This is a genomic window from Arthrobacter sp. NQ4, from assembly GCF_029077345.1.
In the GTDB taxonomy this organism is placed as follows: Bacteria; Actinomycetota; Actinomycetes; order Actinomycetales; family Micrococcaceae; genus Arthrobacter.
On sequence record NZ_JARETC010000007.1, the window covers coordinates 141,897 to 163,058 of the forward strand.

Consider the following 21,162-nt stretch of genomic DNA (forward strand, 5'->3'; position numbering starts at 1 on the left):
GACACACCGGCCGAAACGCCGAAAGCCGCTCCTCCGCAGGGGTACGTCCGTGCGGAGCCACGTATGATTGGCCGGTCTGCTTACAATGGCTACGTCCTGATTCAGGACCATAGCCGGCAGACCGGCCAATACCTTTTGCACATCCGTCCGTCATTGCCCACGTCTGCCCGGGGGATGGATGTGCGCGCACGCAATCCAGGTTTCAGGGAGTTCCATGAACGCCGTCCAGAGGTTCATCAGAAGCAGGGTGCTGCTGTTGACCGCGGCCATCTTGATCGCAGCCATGTGCTTGTCGGTCGTCGTCCAAAGCCAGTCACAGGCTGCGCTCAACCGGACGGTCAATGAAAATTCGAGGGGGCTCTACGACATCCTGGTCCAGGCGAAGGCGCCCTCCGGGGCGCTGCTGCAGCCCGAGATCGCCAACGGCGCGGGCGGCATCGGCTTTGACCAGCTGGACTCCATCAGGAAGCTGTCCGGCACGTCCGTGGCGGCCCCCATCAGCCTGGTCTCCCGCGTCACCCAGAACCTTGAGACCCCCCGCCTCGACGCCATGGACTACCTCGGCTACAACGCCGGGCTGGCAGGCACGGCCACGGCGGACCAGGCTGCCGGCGCCACCGCCCCGGACAAGTGGCCAGCCGCTGAATCGGTGCTGACCGATGCTGCCAAGAAGTACCGCCTGACCGCCAGCGCCGTGAGCTCCGATGGACACTCCGAACAGACGCTCTTCAAGACCACGGCCGAGGGCAGCCTGGGCAAGGCCCGCCTCGTGGAGGAAAAGGCACAGGGCGGCAGCAGCATCCGCATCGCCCCGGCGCAAGGGGAGACCGGCATCAAGTTCCCCGCCCCCGCCGGCGGCTCCGAGCACAACCTCTTCAACCTCTCCGTGGCCTTGCCGCTGGCCCCTGAGGTCACCGAGTCCGTCGTCGCCGTCGACCCTGCCGCCGAACGGGCACTGCTCGGCTCCGCCGGTGATTTCCTTGCTCCGCTGGAGAAGGCGCCGCCCGCTGATGCACGGGACGCAGGCGCCGTGGGCCGCTACCTCGAAGGGCTCTTCACCAAGGGCATCAGCATGGACCAGCTCAAGGAAGGGCCGGACTTCCTGGGCGTCAAGCTCAAGTACTGGGCCCCCTTGATGACCCAGTACCAGCAGGCCAAGCGCGCCGGCCAGCTGACCAGCGGCTCGCAGGCAGTTCCGCTGATTGTCCGCTCCGGTACGTCACTGGACCTTAAGTACAACGTCAAGATCGAGGAAATTGACGACGCCGGCAAGGTAGTCAAGGACATCGGGACCGTTTCGAAGTCCCTGGGCAAGGACTACCTGCCCTTCGTTTCCAAGGACCCCTTCGTGTTGTCCTGGCCTGGCTCTACGGACCACTCGTCCCTGCTGGGCAGCAACGGGAACTTCAACCCCGGCCTGTACACGCCGGCCAAGTGGAGCACGAACTTTGCCGGTGCCCCCAAGTACACGGACGGTGACACGGCCGCCAACGGCGCCGTGGACAAGACCGCCGTTCCCGGCGAATGGGTCACCGTCAACCGGCTGCCGGACAAGGCCGCCAACGGCGCCCCCGTTGACCAGACCCAGCGCGACCCCGTGGACGAGCGGTCCTACCGGGACAACCTGCCCACCGGCCAGCAGCAGGCCGCTACGCCGCTGCCCATGGTCTACGGAACGTTCGACCCCGCCGCCGTGGAGGCGGCCTCCGGTGACGTCAACAAGCTTCCGCTGGGCGGGTACGACCCCACGCCGTTCACCCTGGAGAAGGACGCGGCCGGCAAGGACGTGCCGGCGGCGGAACTGAAGCCATCACTCAGTGCCACCGGCCTGGCCAGCCAGTCCGCCGGTGCCATCACCGACTACTACGGACTCGCCGCAGCGCGTGGCTACAAGCAGAACGCCGCCGTCATCGACGCCGTCCGCGTCCGCGCCAAGGCGCCGGGCAGCTGGAAGGACGCCCAGCCCGAGGTGGAGAAGCTTGCCGCCGAAATCCGGGACATGGGCCTGGACGCCACCGTGGTGGCCGGCTCGGCCCGTGAGGACACCAGCATCTTCGTTCCGGGCTACTCCAAGGACGGTGCCGGCAAGGAATCGGCACTCGGCACGGTCCAGCAGTCCTGGGTCCGGCAGAACGCCGCCGAAGCCGTGGCCGGAGCTCTTTCCGGGACCAACATCACCCTGCTCTTCCTGACGCTGTGCGGGGCCGCCCTCCTGACGGGCGCATCGACCGTGAGCTACATCCGCAAACGCCGCAGCGAGGCCGGAACACTGCGGGCCATGGGCTGGACCCAGCGGCGGATCCGCAGCTGGGTGCTGGAGGAATTCGGCGTCGGCGCCGTGCTGCTCGCCGCAGCAGGCATCGTGCTGAGCCTGCTGAGCTGGAGCCTGGCCACCGCCCTGGTGTGCGCCGCCGTCCTGGTGCTCTACTGCGCTGCGGCCCTGTTTGCCGCCCGGCAGCTCCGGCACCGCGACGTCATTGACCAGGAACCGCAGCACGACGAGCGCCTCATTCCGGTCGACTCGCCACTGACGTTCGCCAACCGGCAGCTGAGCACCAACAAGTTCAACACCTTGTCCCTGGCTGTCGCGGTTGGTGTCTTCGGTGCCGCGGTCGGCGGCCTGATCGCCCTGCTGATCGACATTCCGCGCGCCGCCGGTGCAAGCGCCCTCAGCGGGCTGGCCGCAGCGAGCGTGACGCTGCCCAGCATCCTGCTGGCACTGGCCGGCGTGGCCGTGGGGCTGGTGCTGACCCTGGTGACGGGCCGGTTCGAGCTCAATGCCAAACGGCAGTACCTTGGCATCCTCCAGGCCATGGGCTGGAACCCGGACATGCTCCGCCAGGTCCGGTTGTTCGAAAACGCACTGGTGGGAACCGTGGCCCTGCCGCTGGGCGTGCTGGGCGCCCTGGGCATCGGCCTGCTGCTGGCCCCCTATGCAGCCATCTGGGCTGCCGTGGCCGGGCTGGTGGCTGTAATTTGCTGGATACCGATTGCAACGAAAGTGGTCCAATGACAAACCCGACGAACGTCCAGCGCAGCCGCAGGAGCGGCTCCAACGAGGTCCCCCTGCAGACCCGGGCCAACACCATCGTCAAGTCGGCCGACCACGCCACCCCGCTGGAGATGCGCGACATTACCATCCGCTATGGCGGCGGCAAGGGCGGTGCCGAGGCCGTCAGCGTGGTGGAAGGCTTCGACCTGACCCTGCACGCCGGTGAGATGCACTGCGTCGCCGGCCGAAGCGGCTCCGGCAAGACCAGCATCCTGACCGTCGGCGCGGGACTTACCCTGCCGACGTCGGGCCGGGTGTTCTGGGAAGGTGATTCGCTCGAAAGCATGGGCGACGACGAAATCGCCGACCGCCGTCGTGCCCTGATCGGTTACGTGGACCAGGGCGGCGCCCTGATCGACGGCATGAGCGCCCTGGAGAACGTCCTCCTGCCCGCCGTTCCGGACGGCGAAGTGGAGCAGCGGCGGGACATGGCCAAGGACCTGCTGGACCTGGTGGGCCTGGGCCGCCGCATGCGGCACCGCCCCGCCCAACTGTCCGGCGGTGAACGCCAGCGCGTGGCCATCGCCCGGGCGCTGATCCTCGGCACCAGGGTGCTGGTGGTGGATGAGCCCACCGCCTCCCTGGACCGTGCCTCCGCCAACCGCATCATCAGCATCCTGAAGGACACCACTTCCGACGGCATCGCCGTCCTGGTGGCCTCGCACGACCACGAACTGGTGCGTCTGAGCGATACCCTGACAGAACTGATCTAGTCCGCCCCCCCTTACGCACCGAAGGTAACCGTCCGCACCGTGACTGCTCCAGAGAAAACGCCGTTCTACATCACCACGGCCATCACCTACCCCAACGGCGTGCCGCACATCGGGCATGCCTACGAGTACATTGCCACCGACGCCATGGCCCGCTTTAAGCGGCTGGACGGCTTTGACGTGATGTTCCTGACCGGCACCGACGAGCACGGCATGAAGATTGCCCAGACGGCGGAGAAGGAAGGCATCACCCCCAAGGAACTGGTGGACCGGAACGTTGCGGTCTACAAGGGGGCGCACTCCGCCCTGGGCATCAGCTATGACCGGTTCATCCGCACCACGGACACGGACCACTACGCTGCCTCGCAGGCCATCTGGAAGAAGATGGAAGCCAACGGCGACATCTACCTCGACAAGTACGAGGGCTGGTACTCCGTCCGGGACGAGGCCTTCTACGCCGAGGATGAGACGGTGGTGAAGGACGACGGCGTGCGCTACTCGAAAGAGACGGACACCGAGGTCACGTGGACGGCGGAGGAGAGCTACTTCTTCCGGCTCTCCGCCTACCAGGACAAGCTGCTGGCCCTCTACGAATCCCACCCGGAGTTCGGCGCACCCCAATACCGGTTCAACGAGGTCATCAGCTTCGTCAAGCGCGGCCTGGAGGACCTGTCCATCAGCCGGACCACCTTCGACTGGGGCGTCCCCGTCCCGGGCAACGACAAGCACGTCATGTACGTTTGGGTGGACGCGCTGACCAACTACCTGACCGGCGTGGGGTACCCGGACGTGGACTCGGAGAAGTTCCGGAAGTACTGGCCCGCCGATGTCCACATCATCGGCAAGGACATCTCCCGGTTCCACGCCATCTACTGGCCCGCCTTCCTGATGAGCGCCGGGCTGGAACTGCCCAAGCGCGTCATGATCCACGGCTTCCTGCACAACAATGGGGTCAAGATGTCCAAGTCCCTGGGCAACGTGGTGGCACCGGCGGACTTCGTTGCCCGCTACGGCCTGGACCAGGTGCGGTTCTTCTTCCTGCGTGAGGTTCCCTTCGGCGCGGACGGCAGCTACAACCACGAGGCCATCGTGGGCCGCATGAACGCGGACCTGGCCAACAACTTCGGCAACCTGGCCCAGCGCTCCCTGTCCATGGTGGCGAAAAACTGCGGGGCCGCCGTTCCCACGCCCGGAGCGTTCACGGCGGAGGACAACGCGATCCTCGCCCAGGCGAACGGTTTGCTGGAAACCGCCCGCGCCGCCTTCGACAAGCAGGAGTTCAGCCGCGCGCTGGAGGCCATCTGGGGCGTGCTGCACCACACCAACGCCTACTTCGCCGAGCAGGCACCCTGGGTGCTGCGGAAGACCGACGTCGAACGCATGAACACCGTGCTGTATGTGACGCTGGAGGTCCTGCGGATCGTGGCGGTCCTGGCCCAGCCCGTCATGCCCGACGCAACGGCCAAGCTCCTGGATGCCCTCGGCCAGCCGGAAGGCGACGCCCGGCAGTTCGCGGCGATCCCAACCCCGATCGTGCCCGGTACGGCGCTGCCCGCTCCCACCCCGGTGTTCCCCAAGTTCGAGGAACCCGCGGAGTAGTTTCCTTCCTCCGCGGGCTCCCGGCGGATGCGCTCATGTCCAAGAGCTGAGACGTTTTGACCAGCATATGGATGTCTTGGCTACCCTGAAACCATGAGCGCATCCTCCATCGATCTTGCAGTTATTCCCGGCGACGGCATCGGCCCCGAGGTCATTGCCGAGGCCCTCAAAGTCCTGGAAAAGGCTGTGGCGGCGGAGGGCGTGGAGCTCAAGCCGACGCACTATGAGCTCGGTGCCGAGCACTGGCTGGCTACGGGGGAGACCCTGCCGGATGCCGTCCTCGCCGACCTGAAGAACCGCGATGCCATCCTCTTCGGCGCCGTGGGTGCCGCCCCCGGCGACACCCGCATCCCGTCCGGCATCATCGAGCGTGAGTTGCTGCTCAAGCTGCGCTTCAGCCTGGACCACTACGTCAACCTGCGGCCCTCACGGCTCTACGGAACCGTCGGCAGCCCCCTGGCCAACCCCGGCACCATCGACTTCATCGTGGTGCGCGAAGGGACCGAGGGTCCGTACGTGGGCAACGGCGGCACACTGCGGGCGGGAACCCCGCATGAGGTAGCCACCGAAGTGTCACTGAACACCGCCCACGGCGTGGAGCGCGTGGTCCGCGACGCATTCCGCCGCGCCAGCCTGCGGGAGCGCAAGCACGTCACCCTGGTGCACAAGCACAACGTCCTGGTCTTCGCCGGGCACCTGTGGAAGCGCACCGTCGAAGCCGTGGCCCAGGAATTCCCTGGGGTCACCCACGACTACCTGCACGTGGACGCCGCCACCATCTTCATGGTCACCGACCCGTCCCGCTTCGACGTCATCGTCACGGACAACCTGTTCGGCGACATCATCACCGACCTCGCCGCGGCAGTCACCGGCGGCATCGGGCTGGCAGCCTCCGGCAACATCAACATGGACCGCACCGCGCCGTCCATGTTCGAGCCGGTCCATGGGTCCGCACCGGACATCGCCGGCCAGGGCAAGGCTGACCCCACCGCGGCCATCCTCTCCGCCGCGCTCCTGCTGGACCACCTCGGCTACACCGACGCTGCCCGCAGGATCGAAGCCGCAGTGGTTGCCGACGTCGAAAAGCGCGACGGCACAGCACGCAGCACCAGCGCCGTGGGCGACGCCATCGCCGCCGGCCTGTAGCCCGCGCCGGGGCCGCCGGCATCGGGCGTAAGCTTTACTCGAATCACCAAATGCCGCCTTCCCGTTCAGCGCTGAACCCCGGGCGGCCGATCGTGGAGGAACCATGACTCAGACCGCCCATGGCGTCGAATTCACCCGGCAGCCCTCGGAGAACCCGAAGTCCGCCGAGGAGCGTGCAGCCATCCTGGCAAACCCGGGATTCGGCAACTACTTCACCGACCACACCGCCATCGTCGACTACAGCGTGGACGCGGACGGCAACGGCGGCTGGCACGACGCCCGGATCGAACCCTACGGTCCGATCGTGCTGGACCCGTCCGCCGCGGTCTTCCACTACGGCCAGGAAATTTTCGAAGGGCTCAAGGCCTACCGGCACGCGGACGGCTCCGTCTGGACCTTCCGTCCCGAAGCCAACGCGGCACGCCTGAACAAGTCCGCCCGCCGGCTTGCACTGCCCGAGCTGCCGGCCGAATACTTCCTTGGCGCGATCCGTGAGCTGGTGGCCGTGGACAAGGAATGGGTGCCCTCCGGCGACGGCGAAGCCCTCTACCTGCGGCCCTTCATGATCGCCACCGAGGCTTTCCTGGGTGTCCGGGCAGCCCGTGAAGTGTCCTTCCGCGTGATCGCATCGCCGGCCGGCAACTACTTCGGCGGCGAACTCAAGCCGGTCTCCATCTGGATCTCGCGCCAGTACGCCCGGGCAGGCCGCGGCGGCACCGGCGACGCCAAGTGCGGCGGCAACTACGCTGCCTCCCTGATCGCGCAGCAGGAGGCCGAAGCCAACGGCTGCAAGCAGGTGCTGTTCCTGGACCAGGCCAACGACAACGCCGTGGAAGAGCTGGGCGGCATGAACGTGTTCTTCGTCATGAAGGACGGCTCCCTGGCCACTCCCGCGCTGACCGGCACCATCCTGGAAGGTGTCACCCGCATGTCCGTCATCCAGGTGGCCAAGGACATGGGCCGCGAGGTTGCCGAGCGCAAGATCACCCTGGACGAGTGGCGCGACGGCGTGGCGTCCGGTGGGATCACCGAGGTCTTCGCCTGCGGTACCGCAGCTGTGATCACTCCCATCGGGGTCCTCAAGGACGATACCGAGTTCATCGGTTCCGAGGACGCCAAGGCCGGCGAGGTCACCATGGCCATCCGGGAGAAGCTCCTGGGCATCCAGACCGGCGCCGAGCCGGACACCCACGGCTGGCTCACCCGCCTGGCATAGTTTCAGGGTTCAACGTACGACGGCGCCTGCCGGACTTTGGTCCGTCAGGCGCCGTTCTGCGTTTCAGCCGGCGGCGGGTTGGTCAGCGGCGTGCTGCCTTCCGGGCCGCGTTCTTCATGGCTTTGCGGGAGACCGGCTTCAGTGCTTTGCGGGCCGATTCCTCCGCCAAAGCACGGTTGCGCCGTGCGTCGATAAGGTCGTTCCAGAGGCCCGTGGCAAACACGCCACCGTCTTGGGCGTAGACGTCGTACGGGTAGCCGGCGAAGACGGCGGGGGTGGAGCCGCTGGTGAACAGGTCCTTGTTGGTGGCCTTCGCAACGGCATCGCCCACAGCCCAGGTCCTGGTCAGGTGCCGGGTGAGGTTCTCCTGGACGAAGACGTTCGCATCGCCGGACCGGGCAGCCTGGTCCAGCAGGAATTCCAGGTCCGCGGCAACGATTGCGGCGCCGGCCTGGTCTGCCGGCGCGGAGGCGGCATCCAGTTCCGCGGTGATGCCGGCGACGGCCTCCGACCAGTCCGTGGTTTCACGGAACTTCCGCCACGTCGGGAACCAGACGATGCTGCCAGTGGCGTGGTTGTGGACGTGCAGCAGGCCGGTGGCTTTTTCGGTGGCCGAGTGGTCGTGTCCGTCGGCGTCCGCCTGGGCGAGAAGGTCTGCGAGTGATGCTGTGCTCATGGGCGGTATCCGGCTTCCTGATGGAGATCGTGGTGCTGTCTTTGGTGCCAACCTGTGGCCCGTGCCGTTCTATTCCGCTGCCGCGGATGTGCGTGGGCTGGGGGAGGGCCGGCCGGTGATGCAAGGATGGGTCCGTGACTTTCAATCCCGGCCCGCTCCTGCAGCGGAGCAGCGCGCTCACGCAATTCTTCCTTGCCCCCAACCCGGGCCCCATGAGCCTGGACGGCACCAACTCCTACATCCTGCGCGGCCCCGCGCAGTCCGCCGTGGTGGTGGTGGATCCCGGGCCGGAGGATGATACGCACCTGGCCGCACTGGCCGGCGTGGGCACCGTGGAGCTGATCCTGGTGACCCACCGGCACGCCGACCACACTGCCGGGTCCGCGCGCCTGCACGGGCTCACGGGCGCACCCGTCCGCGCCATGGATGCCAGCCACTGCCATGGAGGGGGAGAACCCCTGGCATCCGGGGAGGTTATCCGGGCGGCGGGGCTTGAGATCGCAGTGATAGCCACACCTGGCCACACCTCCGACTCCGCCTGCTTCCACCTGCCGGCGGACGGGCAGAACGGATCGGTGCTGACGGGGGACACCATCCTTGGCCGGGGGACCACCGTGCTGGACTATCCCGACGGGAAGCTGGGCGATTACCTCGCGTCCCTGGACCTGCTGGAGGCCCTGGGGCCCGCCACGGTACTGCCTGCGCACGGCCCGGTGCTGCCGTCCCTGAAGTCTGCGGCCCGCGACTACCGGACGCACCGGGAGGAACGGCTGGCGCAAATCCGCGCGGCACTGGCCCGGCTGGGCCGGGACGCAACTGTGGGTGAGGTGGCGGACGCCGTCTATGCCGGCGTCGGACCTTCCGTCCGGCGCGCCGCCGAACTGTCCGTGGCGGCCCAGCTCTCGTACCTGCGCGGCGGGAGTGAAGGGCAGCCGGCGCCGCCGGGACGGTAGGGTAGGAGCCATGCGTATTGCCAGGTTTGTCGTCGATTCCGATCCCCTGTACGGCGTTGTGGAAGGTGCCCCCGGCAGTGAGGAAATCACTGTCATCCACGGCGACCCCTTCTTCAACGGAGTGGAGCGCACCTCCGTGCGCCACAAGCTGGAGGACGTCCGGCTGCTTGCACCCATCATTCCGCGCAGCAAGGTGATCGGCGTAGGCCGGAACTTCGTGGAGCACGCCCATGAACTCGGCAATGAGGTCCCCGCCCAGCCGCTGCTCTTCCTGAAGCCCAACACCGCCGTCGTAGGCCCCAATGACCCCGTCGTGCTGCCGGAGTTCTCCGAGGAAGTCTCCTTCGAAGCCGAACTCTGCGTGGTCATTGGCCGCATCTGCAAGGACGTGCCGGAAGACCGCGTGGACGACGTAATTTTCGGGTACACCTGCGGCAACGACCTCACGGCCCGCGACGTCCAGAAAACCGACCTGCAGTGGACCCGCGCCAAAGGCTTCGACACCTCAGCGCCGCTGGGCCCCTGGATCGAAACCGACCTGGACACGGAGGACCTGCAGATCCAGGGCCGCCTGAACGGCGAGGTGCGCCAGGACGGCAGCACCAGCCAGATGATCCGGGGCGTGCGCGAACTGGTCTCCGTGGTGTCCCAGGCGTTCACCCTGCTGCCCGGCGACGTCATCATGACCGGCACGCCGGCCGGTGTGGGGCTGGTCAAGGAGGGCGACCGCTTCGAGGTGGAAATCGAGGGCATCGGCCGGCTGTCCAACCCCATCGTCCGCCGCTAGCACCGGCCCGCAGGGCGGGAGGCGGCATGCGGCCGGGCGGGTAAAGTTGAAGCCACTATGAGTATCGCTTCTTCGTCACCTGCCGCCTCCATTCCCCCCGTTACCGCGGAAACGCCCGTGCGGGTCCGTTTCTGCCCCTCGCCCACGGGCACCCCGCACGTGGGACTGATCCGGACGGCCCTGTTCAACTGGGCCTACGCGCGCCACACCAAGGGCACGCTGGTCTTCCGGATCGAGGACACGGATGCGGCGCGGGACAGCGAGGAAAGCTACCACCAGCTGCTGGATGCGCTGAAGTGGCTGGGCATCGACTGGGACGAGGGCGTGGAGGTGGGCGGCCCGCACCAGCCGTACCGGCAGTCCCAGCGCGGCGACATCTACCAGGATGTCATCAAGCGGCTGCATGAAGGCGGATTCATCTATGAGTCCTTCTCCACCCCGGAAGAGATCGAGGCCCGCCACCGCGCCGCAGGCCGCGACCCGAAGCTCGGTTACGACGGCTTTGACCGGCACCTGACCGATGAGCAGCTGGCGCAGTACCGGGCGGAAGGCCGGCAGGCTGTGCTCCGCCTGCGGATGCCGGACGAGGACATCACGTTCACCGACCTGGTCCGGGGCGACATCACCTTCAAGGCCGGGTCGGTCCCCGACTTCGCCGTGGTACGGGCCAACGGTGCGCCGCTGTACACCCTGGTCAACCCCGTGGACGACGCACTGATGGGCATCACGCACGTGCTGCGCGGGGAGGACCTGCTCAGCTCCACGCCCCGGCAGGTTGCCCTGTACCGGGCCCTGTACGCCATCGGTGTTGCCGAGTACATGCCGGAGTTCGGACACCTGCCCTACGTCATGGGCCAGGGCAACAAGAAGCTGTCCAAGCGGGACCCCGAGTCCAGCCTCTTCCTGCACCGCGAGCGGGGCTTCATTCCTGAAGGGCTGCTCAATTACCTGTCCCTGCTGGGCTGGTCCCTCAGCGCAGACGAGGACATCTTCACGGTGGAGCAGCTCGTGGAGCACTTCGACATCCACGACGTCCTGGGCAACCCCGCGCGCTTCGACCTGAAGAAGGCGGAGGCCATCAACGGCACCCACGTCCGGATGCTCGAACCCAGGGTCTTCCGCGACCGGGTGGCGCACTACCTGCGCGAGGCGGGCCTGGTGGGGGAGATCCTGACCGACCGCGAGGAGGAGATCCTCACCGAAGCGGCACCCCTGATCCAGGAGCGCATCACGTTGCTGGGCGAAGCACCCGAGATGCTGGCATTCCTGTTCAAGGCAGACGACGCCGTCGACGTTGCCGATGACGCCCGCAAGGGCCTCCCCGCCAACCTTCCCGAGGTCCTGGACGCTGCCATCGCCGCCCTGGAGCCCGTGGCGGACTGGACGGCGGAGAACATCCAGGCTGCCCTCAAGCAGGCCCTGGTGGAGGACATGGGCATCAAGCCGCGGCTCGCCTTCGGTCCGGTCCGCACGGCGGTTTCCGGCCGCCGCGTGTCGCCGCCCCTGTTCGAGTCCATGGTGATCCTGGGTAAAGAGTCGTCCCTGCGCCGGCTCCAAGCCTTCCGCGGCTGATGACCGCCCCCAGCCAGGCACCCGCCGGCATGTTGCAGACACCATTCGGCGCTGTCCGGGGTGTCCTGTTCGATATCGACGACACCCTGGTGGACCTCGAATATTCAATGACGACCGCCCTGCGCGAGGTCAGTGAACACCTCCTGCCCGGCCTGGACCAGGCCGGATGGGAGCGGTTCGGGCGCATCTTCACGCACGAAACCACGCATTACTACGACCGCTACCTTGCAGGTGAGCTGACGTTTAACGAACAGCGCCTGCTCCGGGGAAGGGCGGCCCTGGGGCACTTCGGCGTGGAACTGGCCGACGGCGAGGAATCACACCAGTGGTTGAGCGCCTACATGGAGAAGCAGCCCGCTTATGTGAAGCCGTTTCCCGATGTGCTGCCCCTGCTCGATGCCCTGGACCAGGCGGGCATCCCGTATGGCGCCGTGAGCAACAACGTCCACGACTACCAGCGGGCCAAGCTGGACGGCGCCGGGCTGGAGCGGATCACGCACCTCGTGGGCACCGACACCCTGGGCGTCGCCAAGCCGCATCCGGCGATGTACCTCGAAGGCGTCAGGCTCCTGGGCACTGGCCCTGCCGAAACGCTGTATGTAGGCGACAATCGCCTGCTGGATGCAGAAGGGTCGACGGCGGCGGGCCTGGTGGGTGTGTGGCTCAACCGCGTGGGGGAGGTCGTGGAGGATTTCGAGGGCGGCATGGTCGCGTCCCTGGACCAGCTGCTGGGATAAGCTTCCGGCCACAGCGGCCGCTGCCCCTTCTTGAGGGGCGGCGGCCGATGTGTCGGCGAAAGTGCTCCAGGTGTCAGGCCGCAGCTTCGGGCCGGAGGGAACGCCTGCGGAGGACCAGGTAGGCCCCGACGGCGGCAGCCACCAGCAGCGCCACCACCACAAGTGCGACTGCAGGGTTGTCCAGCCACGACGACGGCGAGACAGCGGCCACCTTCGAGTGCAGCTCCTGCGTGCCGGCCGCTATTTTCGCGTTGCCGTCCGCCAGCTTGCCCGCACCGTCGGCGAGTTTGACCGAGCCGTCGTCCAGCTTGCCGTTGCCGTCCGCGAGCTGGCCTGTTCCGTCGGCGAGCTGGGCGGATCCGGCCTGCAGCTGGCCTGTGCCGCGGCTCAGGGCCACTGTTCCGTCCGACAACGCCTCGGTTCCGGCCAGCAGGCCCGGGTTGGCGGGGTCTTCGCCGCCGTTGATTCCGGCGCTGAGTTTGGTGGTGCCGTCCTGGAGGTTGTTCGCCGCGTAAATCAGCCCGGGGCTGTCCGGGTTGCCGGGGACGCCGTCCATTCCTACCCTGATCTTGGCCGTGCCCTCGGCCAGCATGGACGTGCCCAGCACCACGCCCGGATTTTGCGGGTCCGTCGCATTGAGCTTCCCGGCCAGCGTGGCGAAGCCCGCCTTCAGCCGGGCCGCCCCGTCATCCAGCTGGGCGGCTCCCGTGGTCAAGCTGCCGGTTCCGGCCTTAAGCTGCCCGGCGCCGTCGTTCAGCTTTGCTGCTCCCGCATCGAGCTGCCCCGCTCCCGCGTAGGCGCGCCGTCCGCCGTCGGCCAACTTGGCGATCTGGTCCTTGATGACGGCCAGGGGAACCAGGCCCTGGGGCCCGTTCGCCGCCGCTTCAAGCTGGTCCAGCCCCTGGCTGAGCGCGGCGAGCCCGTCTCCCTTGGCCGGATCGTTCCCCGCGCCGGGGTAACCCTTCAGCTGCGCTGTTCCGTTCTTCAGCGCCGCTGTCCCTGCGCTCAGGCTGGTGGCGCCGGCGTCGAGCTGACCGGCGCCTGCGGCGAGCCGGCCGGTACCTGCCGCCAGCTGTCCCGCACCGTCGGCCAGGTTGTTCGGCGCATTTCCGGCAGCAGTGGGAGTCAGCGCCGCGGACAGGGCGACGGCGCCGGCCTGAAGCTTGTGGGCGCCGTCATCCACCTGGTAGACGCCGGGGACGAGTTTGTTCAGGACGTCATTCTGCAGTTTGGTGGTGCCGGCATGCAGCTTGTCTACCCCGGGCGCCAGCTGGTCGCGGACTCCGGAGAAGATCTTCCCGGCACCCGCCTGCAGGGCTGCAGCGCCGGTATTAAGCTCGGCGCTTCCGTCCTTGACCTTGACCGAGCCGTCCTTGACCTGGCCCGCGCCTTTGTTCGCTGCGCCGGCTCCTGTGGCCAGTTGCCCGGAGCCGTCCTTGAGCTGCGATGCCCCCGCGGCCGCCTGCCCGGCACCGTCCATGAGCTGGGCGGCACCGTTGGAGATCTGGCCGGTGAGGTAGGTGTAGAACGCAAGGAACAGGGTGAGCAAGAGGGACAAAGCGATGATTGCGATGGATTGTGACCGGGGTCTGGGCCTGGCTGCGGCAATGGTTGCTGTGCGGGTTGTCAACGCTGACACTTCCTAACTTCCGCCGGACGACGCTGCCCGGGGGCGAAAAACCGTGGCTGGTAAGGCGTTCCCGTTTTCCTCGTGGGTCCCCACAAGACGGGGCAGGGAGGTTGTTACTGATGGGTAACTTACTCGAGGGTAACCATATGGGCGGAAGGTGGGCAAGGGGTTTGGAGCAACCGGTTCACCGCGGCTCCCGTGCCTGCCCGACGCTCGATTTGTGCGAGCCGAAAGTCTCGGGTAAAGTAATTTCTCGTGCTGAGGCGCACGGAGCAGGGAAAACGCCCTGAATCCGGCCCGAAAGTGCCATTGGGATATGGTGTAATTGGCAACACTACGGTTTCTGGTACCGTCATTCTAGGTTCGAGTCCTGGTATCCCAGCTCTGGTTTGAGTGCTGATTTCAGCCGCAAAACAGTAGGTTTCCACTCGGTTCGCCGATTTGAAACCACGGCAAAGTGTGTGACATACTCACTGAGCTTGAGCAGCGGAAACGCTGCCGGAAGTACATGGCCCCATCGTATAGCGGCCTAGTACGCCGCCCTCTCACGGCGGTAACGCGGGTTCGAATCCCGCTGGGGTCACCATCGGAAATGGTCCCGGGCAACAGCCCGGGACCATTTTTGTTATCCCGACAACAGAGCCTGTCAGCCCAGACGCCCCATCACGTCCCGCCGTGTTTTTGGGAACGCCCCATCACTTCCAGTCATGGGTACGGAAAGCTTCATGCCTGCCGCCGCGGTAGATCCGGGCTTGCGGACGCGCCGCGGCCGCTCTCCTCGACGACTCAACTGGCATGATGTTGCTGTGACCACCCATGACGAGCACGGCCGCCCAGCCCAGTCGCCACCGCAATCCTTGGCGGCGGTGACGCTGCTGGAGGAAATCCGCAGTGGGCTGGACGATGTCACGCTGCCGCTGGCCCTGCCGGGTGCAGACCAGGCGCGGCGCGGCGCCGCAGCCGCAAGGGCCCAGCTGGACGACTACATCCTTCCCCGGTACCGCAGCCTGGATGCACCCCTGCTTGCCGTCGTCGGCGGTTCCACGGGCGCGGGCAAATCCACCCTCGTGAACGGACTCGTGGGGCACCCGGTAACCCGCGCGGGAGCCATCCGGCCCACCACCCGCCAGCCAATCCTGCTGCACAACCCCGCCGAAGCTGCCTGGTTTGAGGGCCAGCGCGTCCTGCCGGGGCTAAGCCGGATCCGGGGAACCCTGGCTGCCAGTCCGGCGCCCACTGGCCACGCGGGGGAGCCGGCCGCTGCCACCGATTCCCTGGTCCTGGTGGCTGAAGCGGCAGTACCTGCCGGCATCGCCCTCCTCGATGCGCCCGACGTCGACTCGATCTCGGACCAGAACCGACTCCTGGCCGGACAGCTGCTGGCCGCCGCCGACCTCTGGGTGTTTGTCACCACTGCAAACCGGTATGCCGACGCCGTCCCCTGGAAGCTCCTCCTGGATGCCGCTTCCCGGGACATTACGGTGGCGGTGGTGCTGGACCGGGTGCCGCAGGGCGCCGAAGCGGAGGTGAGCCAGGACCTCCGTGGCCTGCTGGACCGCGAAGGCCTGGCCGGAAGCCGCCTGTTCATCATCGCCGAAACAGTGCTGGATAGTCACGGCATGCTGCCCGCCGGGGCCGTGGACGAGTTGCGGGAGTGGCTGGCGTCGCTGGCGTCCGATGCCGCGGGGCGGGGCGACGTGGCACGCCGAACGCTGAACGGGACGGTCCGTGCGTTGGCCCAGCGGATTGCGGACCTCGCCGAATCTGTGCGTGCACAGGAACAGGCAGCTGCCCGGCTCGAATCCGACGCCGTGGCGGCTTATGAAAATGCGGCCACCCGGATCCTGGACGCCACCCGCGACGGAGCCCTGCTGCGGGGCGAGGTGCTGGCCCGCTGGCAGGACTTCGTGGGCACCGGCGAATTCTTCCGCACGCTGGAGCAGAACGTGGGCCGGTTCAGGGACCGGATGGGGGCATTCTTCCGTGGCGAACCCGCGCCGGCCGTGCGGGTGGAAGCGGCCATCGAGACCGGCCTGCAGGCAGTCATTGTCGACGAGGCAGCCAATGCTGCCGAAGACACCGACCAGCGGTGGCGCTCGGACCCGGCCGGCCGGCAACTGCTGGCCGCGGACGACCTGTCAGGGACGGCGCCCGGGTTCGCTGACCGGGCGGCTGCGGAGATCCGGGCCTGGCAGGAAGCATTGATGGAGCTGATCCGCACCGAGGGCCAGGGCAAACGCACCCAGGCGCGCTGGCTGTCGTTCGGCATCAACGGCCTCGGTGCCGCGCTGATGATCGTGGTGTTTTCGATGACGGCGGGGCTTACGGGACTGGAGATCGGCGTGGCCGGAGGAACCGCCGTCGTGGGCCAGCGCCTGTTGGAGGCTGTGTTCGGCGAGGATGCCGTGCGCCGGATGGCGGACAAGGCGCGCGAGGACCTGGCCGTGCGCTGCCGGCAGCTGCTGATGGACGAGCAGCAGAAGTTTCTGCAGCGGCTGCCGGCGGACAACCCGGACCTGGCACAGACACTTGCAGTGCAGGCCGGAAAACTGGCTCGGCTGGCGGAGAGCGCGTGAGCCGGCACAGCGGAGCGCGGGAGTCCTCGCGGCTGGACACCCGGCTCCAGGCACTCCAGGACGCCCGCGAACTGGGGGAGGGGGTCCTGCCGGACCATGCGCTGCAGGAAGCGTTCACCGTCCTGGAACGCGCAAGTTCCCGCCGTTCGCTGTCCGGTGACCACACAGTGGTCGGCTTCTTTGGAGCAACGGGAAGCGGCAAGTCGTCCCTCTTCAACGCCGTCAGCGGCGCGGAAATCGCGACGGCGGCCGCGCGCCGGCCCACCACATCGGAACCGTTGGCAGGGGTCTGGGGAGCGGCGGGCAGTGAAGCGCTCCTCGACTGGCTGGAGGTGGGGAACCGGCACCACGCCCAGCCCGTGGAGGGCTTCGCGGACGAACGGACCGGGCTGATCCTGCTGGACCTCCCCGACTTCGACTCCACCCACGCCGCTAACCGCGAGATCGTGCAGCGCATGGTGGGCCTGGTGGACGTCCTGGTGTGGGTGCTCGATCCGCAGAAATATGCGGATGCGGCACTCCATAACGGGTTCCTGGCGCCGTTGGCGTCCCACGGGGCCGTCACGCTGGTGGTCCTCAACCAAGTGGACCGGCTTCCCGCGCACGATGTGCAGCCGGTGCTTGACTCGCTGCACGCGATCCTTGCCGGCGAGGGGCTGGGACAGGTGCGCGTACTCGCTTCATCCGCCCTGACGGGCGCAGGAATTGGGGAGGTGCGGGCAGCGATCCGGAAAGTGGCCGTGCAGCGGCAGGCCCAGTCCCGGCGGTTGGAAGCGGACATCAGCAAGGCCGCAGAGGACCTGCGGCACGCCTCCGGTGACGGCGACGCCGCAGGGATCCGTTCTGCTACCAGGACACAGCTTGCGGACGAACTGGCTGTTGCGGCGAATGTGCCTGCCGTGGTGCGGGCTGTGGGACAGTCCTACCGACTCGAGTCCGTGCGCCGCACCGGCTGGCCGGTAACCCGCTGGCTCTCCCGGTTCCGGGTTGACCCGCTGCGCCGGCTCAACCTCCGAAGCAGTTCTCCTGCCAGCCTGAACCGGACATCGCTGCCGCCGGCCGGTGCGCCGGAGCGGGCACGCACCGATGCAGCTGTCAGGGAGTTCGCGGACGCGGCCAGCGCCGGAGCACCCGGCCCATGGCGGGCCGCGATCCGGGGGGCTGCAAGGGCCGGCCGGGAGCGCCTGCCCGATGCGCTGGACCAGGCCATCGCCGGAACCGACCTGGCCGCCAACCGGAAGGCATGGTGGTGGGGTGCCTTCAACGTCGTTCAGTGGCTGGCACTGTTAATCCTGCTGGGCGGTCTGGGCTGGCTGGGCGTCCTGGCCGGGCTCGGCTACCTTCAGCTGCCGGTGCCGGAGGTGCCGCGCGTGGAGGGATGGCCGGTGCCCACCCTGATGATCGCCTTCGGATTGGTTTTGGGGATCTTCCTGGCGATCACCGGACGTTTCATTGCGGCCGCGGCTGCCCAGGCCAGGGCTGCAAGGGCGCGACGACGGCTCAACAGTGCCGTTGCGGCGGCGGCTCAGGAGCTGGTCGTGGAACCAGTGGAAGCGGAAATCGGAAGGCTTGCGGCGTTCAACAAGGCACTGAGGAAGGCCGGGCAGGCCTAGGGCCTGTTCGCTAGCCCGCTGCGAGAGCCCGTGCGGCGTCGCGGACCTTGATCATGGTGCGCAGGTTCCGCGTGGTGGTCGCGGCTTTGAACTTCGCCTTGGCGCTGATTTTGCTGAAGGGACTGTCCAGGGTTCCGCCTACGGGGGCCAGCCAGGCAAGCGCCTCCGGCGCCAGCCGCTGCTGGGCGTGGCCTTCCAGGGCTGAGCCGGCTGCTTCCAGTTCGTCCAGGACGGCGGTGTCCGAGGAGATGGTGATGTAGGCGTGGGTGGACTTGTCGTCGTCAGGGTAAGGGCATGCTTCCACCAGGTAGCCCACCCGCCCGGCTTCCAGGACCACCACCCATGCTTCGTAGCCAAAGGCCGCTCGGAGGCTCTTTTCGCATTCGCGCTTCACGGCTGCGGCGTCCAGGCTGCTGGACAGCACCACGTTGCCGCTCGCCAGCAGGGTCTTCGCGTCCTCGAAACCACAGGTCTTCAATGCGTCCCTGAGGTCCGCCATTTTGATATTGATTCCGCCCACGTTGATGCCGCGGAGGAACACTGCATAGCTGCCCATGGCCACAGCCTAGCCGCGCGGGCGGCCGGGGGAGGGGAAGGTCCTAGTCGTTGTTCTTCCGCAGCGCCTCGGTCAGGATCCGTCCTGCATTGCAGACCACTTCGGCGTGGAGGCGTCCCGGCTGGCGGGTCAGGCGTTCGATGGGGCCCGAAATGGAGACGGCGGCGATCACCCTGCCGGACGGACCCCGCACCGGTGCCGAGACGGACGCGACCCCCGGCTCGCGTTCGCCCAGGCTCTGCCCCCAGCCCCGTCGTCGTACTCCTGCCAGGACGGTGGGCGTAAAGCGGGCCGACTGCAGGCCCTCCAGGAGCCGGTCGTGGTCTTCCCACGCCAGCAGGACCTGGGCCGCGGAACCTGCCTTCATGGACAATTGGGTACCGACGGGGATGGTGTCGCGCAGGCCGATGGGCCGCTCGGCGGAGGCGACGCAGACGCGCCAGTCGCCCTGGCGGCGGAAGATCTGGGCGCTCTCGCCCGTGGCGTCGCGCAGTTGCATCAGGACCGGGCCGGCGGAGGCGATCAGGCGGTCCTCGCCGGCTGCCGAGGCGAGCTCAACAAGCCTGCTGCCGAGCACGAAGCGGCCTTGGATGTCGCGGCTGACGAGCCGGTGGTGCACCAGCGCCAAAGCGAGGCGGTGGACAGTGGGGCGGGCCAGGCCCGTGGCGGCTACAAGCTGCGCCAGGGTGGTGGGTCCTGCCTCGAGGGCATCGAGCACCTGGGCCGCTTTATCAATGACACCGACTCCACTAGAATTGTCCATGTAATGATATTGCCGTCTCATTATCTGAGATGCAAATCTTTCGGGTGGCGCGGCGTGGAGCCCTCCTGATTCAGTTGGACCATTCAGCCAAACAGCAGTGAAGGGAGAGGGCCATGGGAAAGACATTGGCCGAGAAAGTCTGGGACGCACACGTGGTGCGCAAAGGTGACGGCGATGGTGCCAACGCCCAGCCTGACCTTCTCTTCATCGACCTTCACCTGGTCCACGAAGTCACGTCCCCGCAGGCCTTTGAAGGCCTGCGCCTGGCCGGGCGCAAGCTGCGCCGGCCGGACCTGACCATCGCCACCGAAGACCACAACACCCCCACCCTGGACATCGACAAGCCCATTGCCGACCTCACCAGCCGCACCCAGATCCAGACCCTGCGCAACAACTGCGCGGAGTTCGGGGTCCGGCTGCACAGCCTGGGCGACGCCGAACAGGGCATCGTCCACGTCGTAGGTCCCCAGCTGGGCCTCACGCAGCCAGGCATGACAGTGGTCTGCGGCGACTCGCACACCTCCACGCACGGTGCGTTCGGCGCGCTGGCCATGGGCATCGGGACGTCCGAGGTGGAGCACGTCATGGCCACCCAGACCCTGTCCCTGAAGCCGTTCAAGACCATGGCCATCAACGTGGAGGGCACCCTGCGCCCGGGCGTTACCGCCAAGGACATTATCCTCGCCGTGATCGCAAAGATCGGCACCGGCGGCGGCCAGGGCTACGTGCTGGAATACCGCGGCTCGGCCATCCGGGCGTTGTCCATGGAAGCGCGGATGACCATCTGCAACATGTCCATCGAGGCAGGCGCCAGGGCCGGCATGGTGGCACCCGACCAGATCACCTACGACTACATGCTGGGCCGTCCGCACGCGCCGGAGGGCGCTGACTGGGACGCCGCCGTCGAGTACTGGAACACGCTGCGGACCGACGACGACGCCACCTTCGACGTCGAGGTGGACCTGGACGCCGACACGCTGGAGCCCTTCGTCACCTGGGGCACCAACCCCGGCCAGGGCGTGTCCCTGTCCCAGGCCGTTCCGTCCCCCGAGGACTTCGGCGACGAGAACGCCAAGGCTGCCGCCGAGCGCGCCCTGCAGTACATGGGACTCGAGGCCGGCACACCAATGAAGGACATCAGGGTAGACACCGTCTTCCTCGGTTCCTGCACCAACTCCCGGATCGAGGACCTGCGCGCTGCCGCGGACATCATCCGCGGCCGCGAAAAGGACCCGCAGGTCCGCATGCTGGTGGTGCCCGGCTCGGCCCGCGTCCGGCTCGAAGCCGAGGCAGAGGGACTGGACAAGGTCTTCAAGGACTTCGGTGCCGAATGGCGCTTCGCCGGCTGCTCCATGTGCCTGGGCATGAACCCGGACCAGCTGGAGCCGGGGGAGCGGTGCGCCTCCACCTCCAACCGCAACTTCGAAGGACGCCAGGGCAAGGGCGGACGCACGCACCTGGTCTCGCCGGTGGTGGCCGCAGCCACGGCCGTGCGCGGCACGCTCAGCTCGCCGTCGGACCTTGAACCGGCTCCCGAACCCGCAGCCATCCGCATCGACGCAGCCTAGGACAACAC

16 protein-coding genes and 2 tRNA genes are annotated in these 21,162 nt (G+C 67.5%); 14 read left to right on the top strand and 4 right to left on the bottom strand.

All coding sequences use genetic code 11. The features are described 5' to 3' along the window. Positions 1 to 214: 214 nt before the first annotated feature. From PUN51_RS13540 to PUN51_RS13560, 5 genes are all read left to right on the top strand, one after another. A complete protein-coding gene (locus tag PUN51_RS13540) occupies positions 215 to 3,013 on the top strand; it encodes an ABC transporter permease (protein ID WP_224026431.1) in 2,799 nt (932 codons plus the stop codon). Beyond that, entirely contained in the window at positions 3,010 to 3,765 is a 756-nt protein-coding gene (locus PUN51_RS13545) for an ABC transporter ATP-binding protein (RefSeq protein ID WP_159631700.1), read from the top strand. The genes PUN51_RS13540 and PUN51_RS13545 overlap by 4 nt, the downstream gene beginning before the upstream one ends. A gap of 39 nt (positions 3,766 to 3,804) precedes the next feature. Next, on the top strand, positions 3,805 to 5,361 hold the full coding sequence (metG, locus tag PUN51_RS13550; RefSeq protein ID WP_224026430.1) for a methionine--tRNA ligase: 1,557 nt from the start codon (positions 3,805 to 3,807) through the stop codon (positions 5,359 to 5,361). Between the two features lie 93 nt (positions 5,362 to 5,454). Beyond that, positions 5,455 to 6,507: a 3-isopropylmalate dehydrogenase gene (locus PUN51_RS13555; protein WP_275181296.1), complete on the top strand. Its 1,053-nt coding sequence runs from the start codon at positions 5,455 to 5,457 to the stop codon at positions 6,505 to 6,507. A 103-nt stretch (positions 6,508 to 6,610) separates the two neighbouring features. Continuing rightward, positions 6,611 to 7,723, top strand: a complete 1,113-nt coding sequence (locus tag PUN51_RS13560; protein WP_275181297.1) for a branched-chain amino acid aminotransferase — start codon at positions 6,611 to 6,613, stop codon at positions 7,721 to 7,723. A gap of 82 nt (positions 7,724 to 7,805) precedes the next feature. Here the strand turns inward: PUN51_RS13560 and PUN51_RS13565 are convergent, their stop codons facing one another. Beyond that, positions 7,806 to 8,399 (bottom strand): hypothetical protein, encoded by a 594-nt coding sequence (locus PUN51_RS13565; protein ID WP_275181298.1) that lies wholly within the window; start codon positions 8,397 to 8,399, stop codon positions 7,806 to 7,808. Between the two features lie 134 nt (positions 8,400 to 8,533). On the opposite strand from PUN51_RS13565, the gene PUN51_RS13570 reads away from it, so the two are divergent. From PUN51_RS13570 to PUN51_RS13585, 4 genes are read left to right on the top strand one after another with little or no spacing between them, the layout of a single operon-like run. Continuing rightward, complete coding sequence (locus PUN51_RS13570; protein WP_275181299.1) at positions 8,534 to 9,352, top strand: MBL fold metallo-hydrolase; 819 nt, start codon at positions 8,534 to 8,536, stop codon at positions 9,350 to 9,352. 10 nt (positions 9,353 to 9,362) lie between these two features. Further along, positions 9,363 to 10,139 (top strand): fumarylacetoacetate hydrolase family protein, encoded by a 777-nt coding sequence (locus PUN51_RS13575; protein WP_224026426.1) that lies wholly within the window; start codon positions 9,363 to 9,365, stop codon positions 10,137 to 10,139. Between the two features lie 57 nt (positions 10,140 to 10,196). Continuing rightward, positions 10,197 to 11,711, top strand: a complete 1,515-nt coding sequence (gltX, locus tag PUN51_RS13580) for a glutamate--tRNA ligase (protein ID WP_275181300.1) — start codon at positions 10,197 to 10,199, stop codon at positions 11,709 to 11,711. Continuing rightward, positions 11,711 to 12,448 (top strand): HAD family hydrolase, encoded by a 738-nt coding sequence (locus tag PUN51_RS13585; protein WP_275181301.1) that lies wholly within the window; start codon positions 11,711 to 11,713, stop codon positions 12,446 to 12,448. The genes gltX and PUN51_RS13585 overlap by 1 nt, the downstream gene beginning before the upstream one ends. Positions 12,449 to 12,521: 73 nt before the next feature. Here PUN51_RS13585 and PUN51_RS13590 read toward each other — a convergent pair whose 3' ends face one another. Further along, a complete protein-coding gene (locus PUN51_RS13590; protein WP_275181302.1) occupies positions 12,522 to 14,006 on the bottom strand; it encodes a hypothetical protein in 1,485 nt (494 codons plus the stop codon). Positions 14,007 to 14,388: 382 nt separating this feature from the next. Between PUN51_RS13590 and PUN51_RS13595 the strand changes: the two genes are divergently transcribed. From PUN51_RS13595 to PUN51_RS13610, 4 genes are all read left to right on the top strand, one after another. Then, positions 14,389 to 14,460 (top strand) — tRNA-Gln (locus PUN51_RS13595). Positions 14,461 to 14,588: 128 nt separating this feature from the next. Continuing rightward, positions 14,589 to 14,664 (top strand) — tRNA-Glu (locus PUN51_RS13600). A gap of 220 nt (positions 14,665 to 14,884) precedes the next feature. Beyond that, on the top strand, positions 14,885 to 16,654 hold the full coding sequence (locus tag PUN51_RS13605) for a dynamin family protein (RefSeq protein ID WP_275181303.1): 1,770 nt from the start codon (positions 14,885 to 14,887) through the stop codon (positions 16,652 to 16,654). After that, entirely contained in the window at positions 16,651 to 18,267 is a 1,617-nt protein-coding gene (locus PUN51_RS13610) for a GTPase (protein ID WP_275181304.1), read from the top strand. The genes PUN51_RS13605 and PUN51_RS13610 overlap by 4 nt, the downstream gene beginning before the upstream one ends. A gap of 10 nt (positions 18,268 to 18,277) precedes the next feature. On the opposite strand, the gene PUN51_RS13615 is transcribed toward PUN51_RS13610, so the two are convergent. Further along, on the bottom strand, positions 18,278 to 18,823 hold the full coding sequence (locus tag PUN51_RS13615) for a DUF1697 domain-containing protein (protein ID WP_275181305.1): 546 nt from the start codon (positions 18,821 to 18,823) through the stop codon (positions 18,278 to 18,280). A 43-nt stretch (positions 18,824 to 18,866) separates the two neighbouring features. After that, positions 18,867 to 19,586: an IclR family transcriptional regulator gene (locus PUN51_RS13620; RefSeq protein WP_009356552.1), complete on the bottom strand. Its 720-nt coding sequence runs from the start codon at positions 19,584 to 19,586 to the stop codon at positions 18,867 to 18,869. Between the two features lie 113 nt (positions 19,587 to 19,699). Between PUN51_RS13620 and leuC the strand changes: the two genes are divergently transcribed. After that, positions 19,700 to 21,154 (top strand): 3-isopropylmalate dehydratase large subunit, encoded by a 1,455-nt coding sequence (gene leuC / locus PUN51_RS13625; RefSeq protein ID WP_275181306.1) that lies wholly within the window; start codon positions 19,700 to 19,702, stop codon positions 21,152 to 21,154. The last annotated feature ends 8 nt before the right edge of the window (positions 21,155 to 21,162 follow it).

What these genes read in the sequence shown, in the direction of transcription:
- PUN51_RS13540 (WP_224026431.1), top strand. Translation starts at nt 215, where the DNA reads ATGAACGCCGTCCAGAGGTTCATCAGAAGCAGGGTGCTGCTGTTGACC.
- PUN51_RS13545 (WP_159631700.1), top strand. Translation starts at nt 3,010, where the DNA reads ATGACAAACCCGACGAACGTCCAGCGCAGCCGCAGGAGCGGCTCCAAC.
- PUN51_RS13555 (WP_275181296.1), top strand. Translation starts at nt 5,455, where the DNA reads ATGAGCGCATCCTCCATCGATCTTGCAGTTATTCCCGGCGACGGCATC.
- PUN51_RS13560 (WP_275181297.1), top strand. Translation starts at nt 6,611, where the DNA reads ATGACTCAGACCGCCCATGGCGTCGAATTCACCCGGCAGCCCTCGGAG.
- PUN51_RS13565 (WP_275181298.1), bottom strand. Translation starts at nt 8,399, where the DNA reads ATGAGCACAGCATCACTCGCAGACCTTCTCGCCCAGGCGGACGCCGAC.
- PUN51_RS13575 (WP_224026426.1), top strand. Translation starts at nt 9,363, where the DNA reads ATGCGTATTGCCAGGTTTGTCGTCGATTCCGATCCCCTGTACGGCGTT.
- gltX (WP_275181300.1), top strand. Translation starts at nt 10,197, where the DNA reads ATGAGTATCGCTTCTTCGTCACCTGCCGCCTCCATTCCCCCCGTTACC.
- PUN51_RS13585 (WP_275181301.1), top strand. Translation starts at nt 11,711, where the DNA reads ATGACCGCCCCCAGCCAGGCACCCGCCGGCATGTTGCAGACACCATTC.
- PUN51_RS13615 (WP_275181305.1), bottom strand. Translation starts at nt 18,823, where the DNA reads ATGGGCAGCTATGCAGTGTTCCTCCGCGGCATCAACGTGGGCGGAATC.
- PUN51_RS13620 (WP_009356552.1), bottom strand. Translation starts at nt 19,586, where the DNA reads ATGGACAATTCTAGTGGAGTCGGTGTCATTGATAAAGCGGCCCAGGTG.
- leuC (WP_275181306.1), top strand. Translation starts at nt 19,700, where the DNA reads ATGGGAAAGACATTGGCCGAGAAAGTCTGGGACGCACACGTGGTGCGC.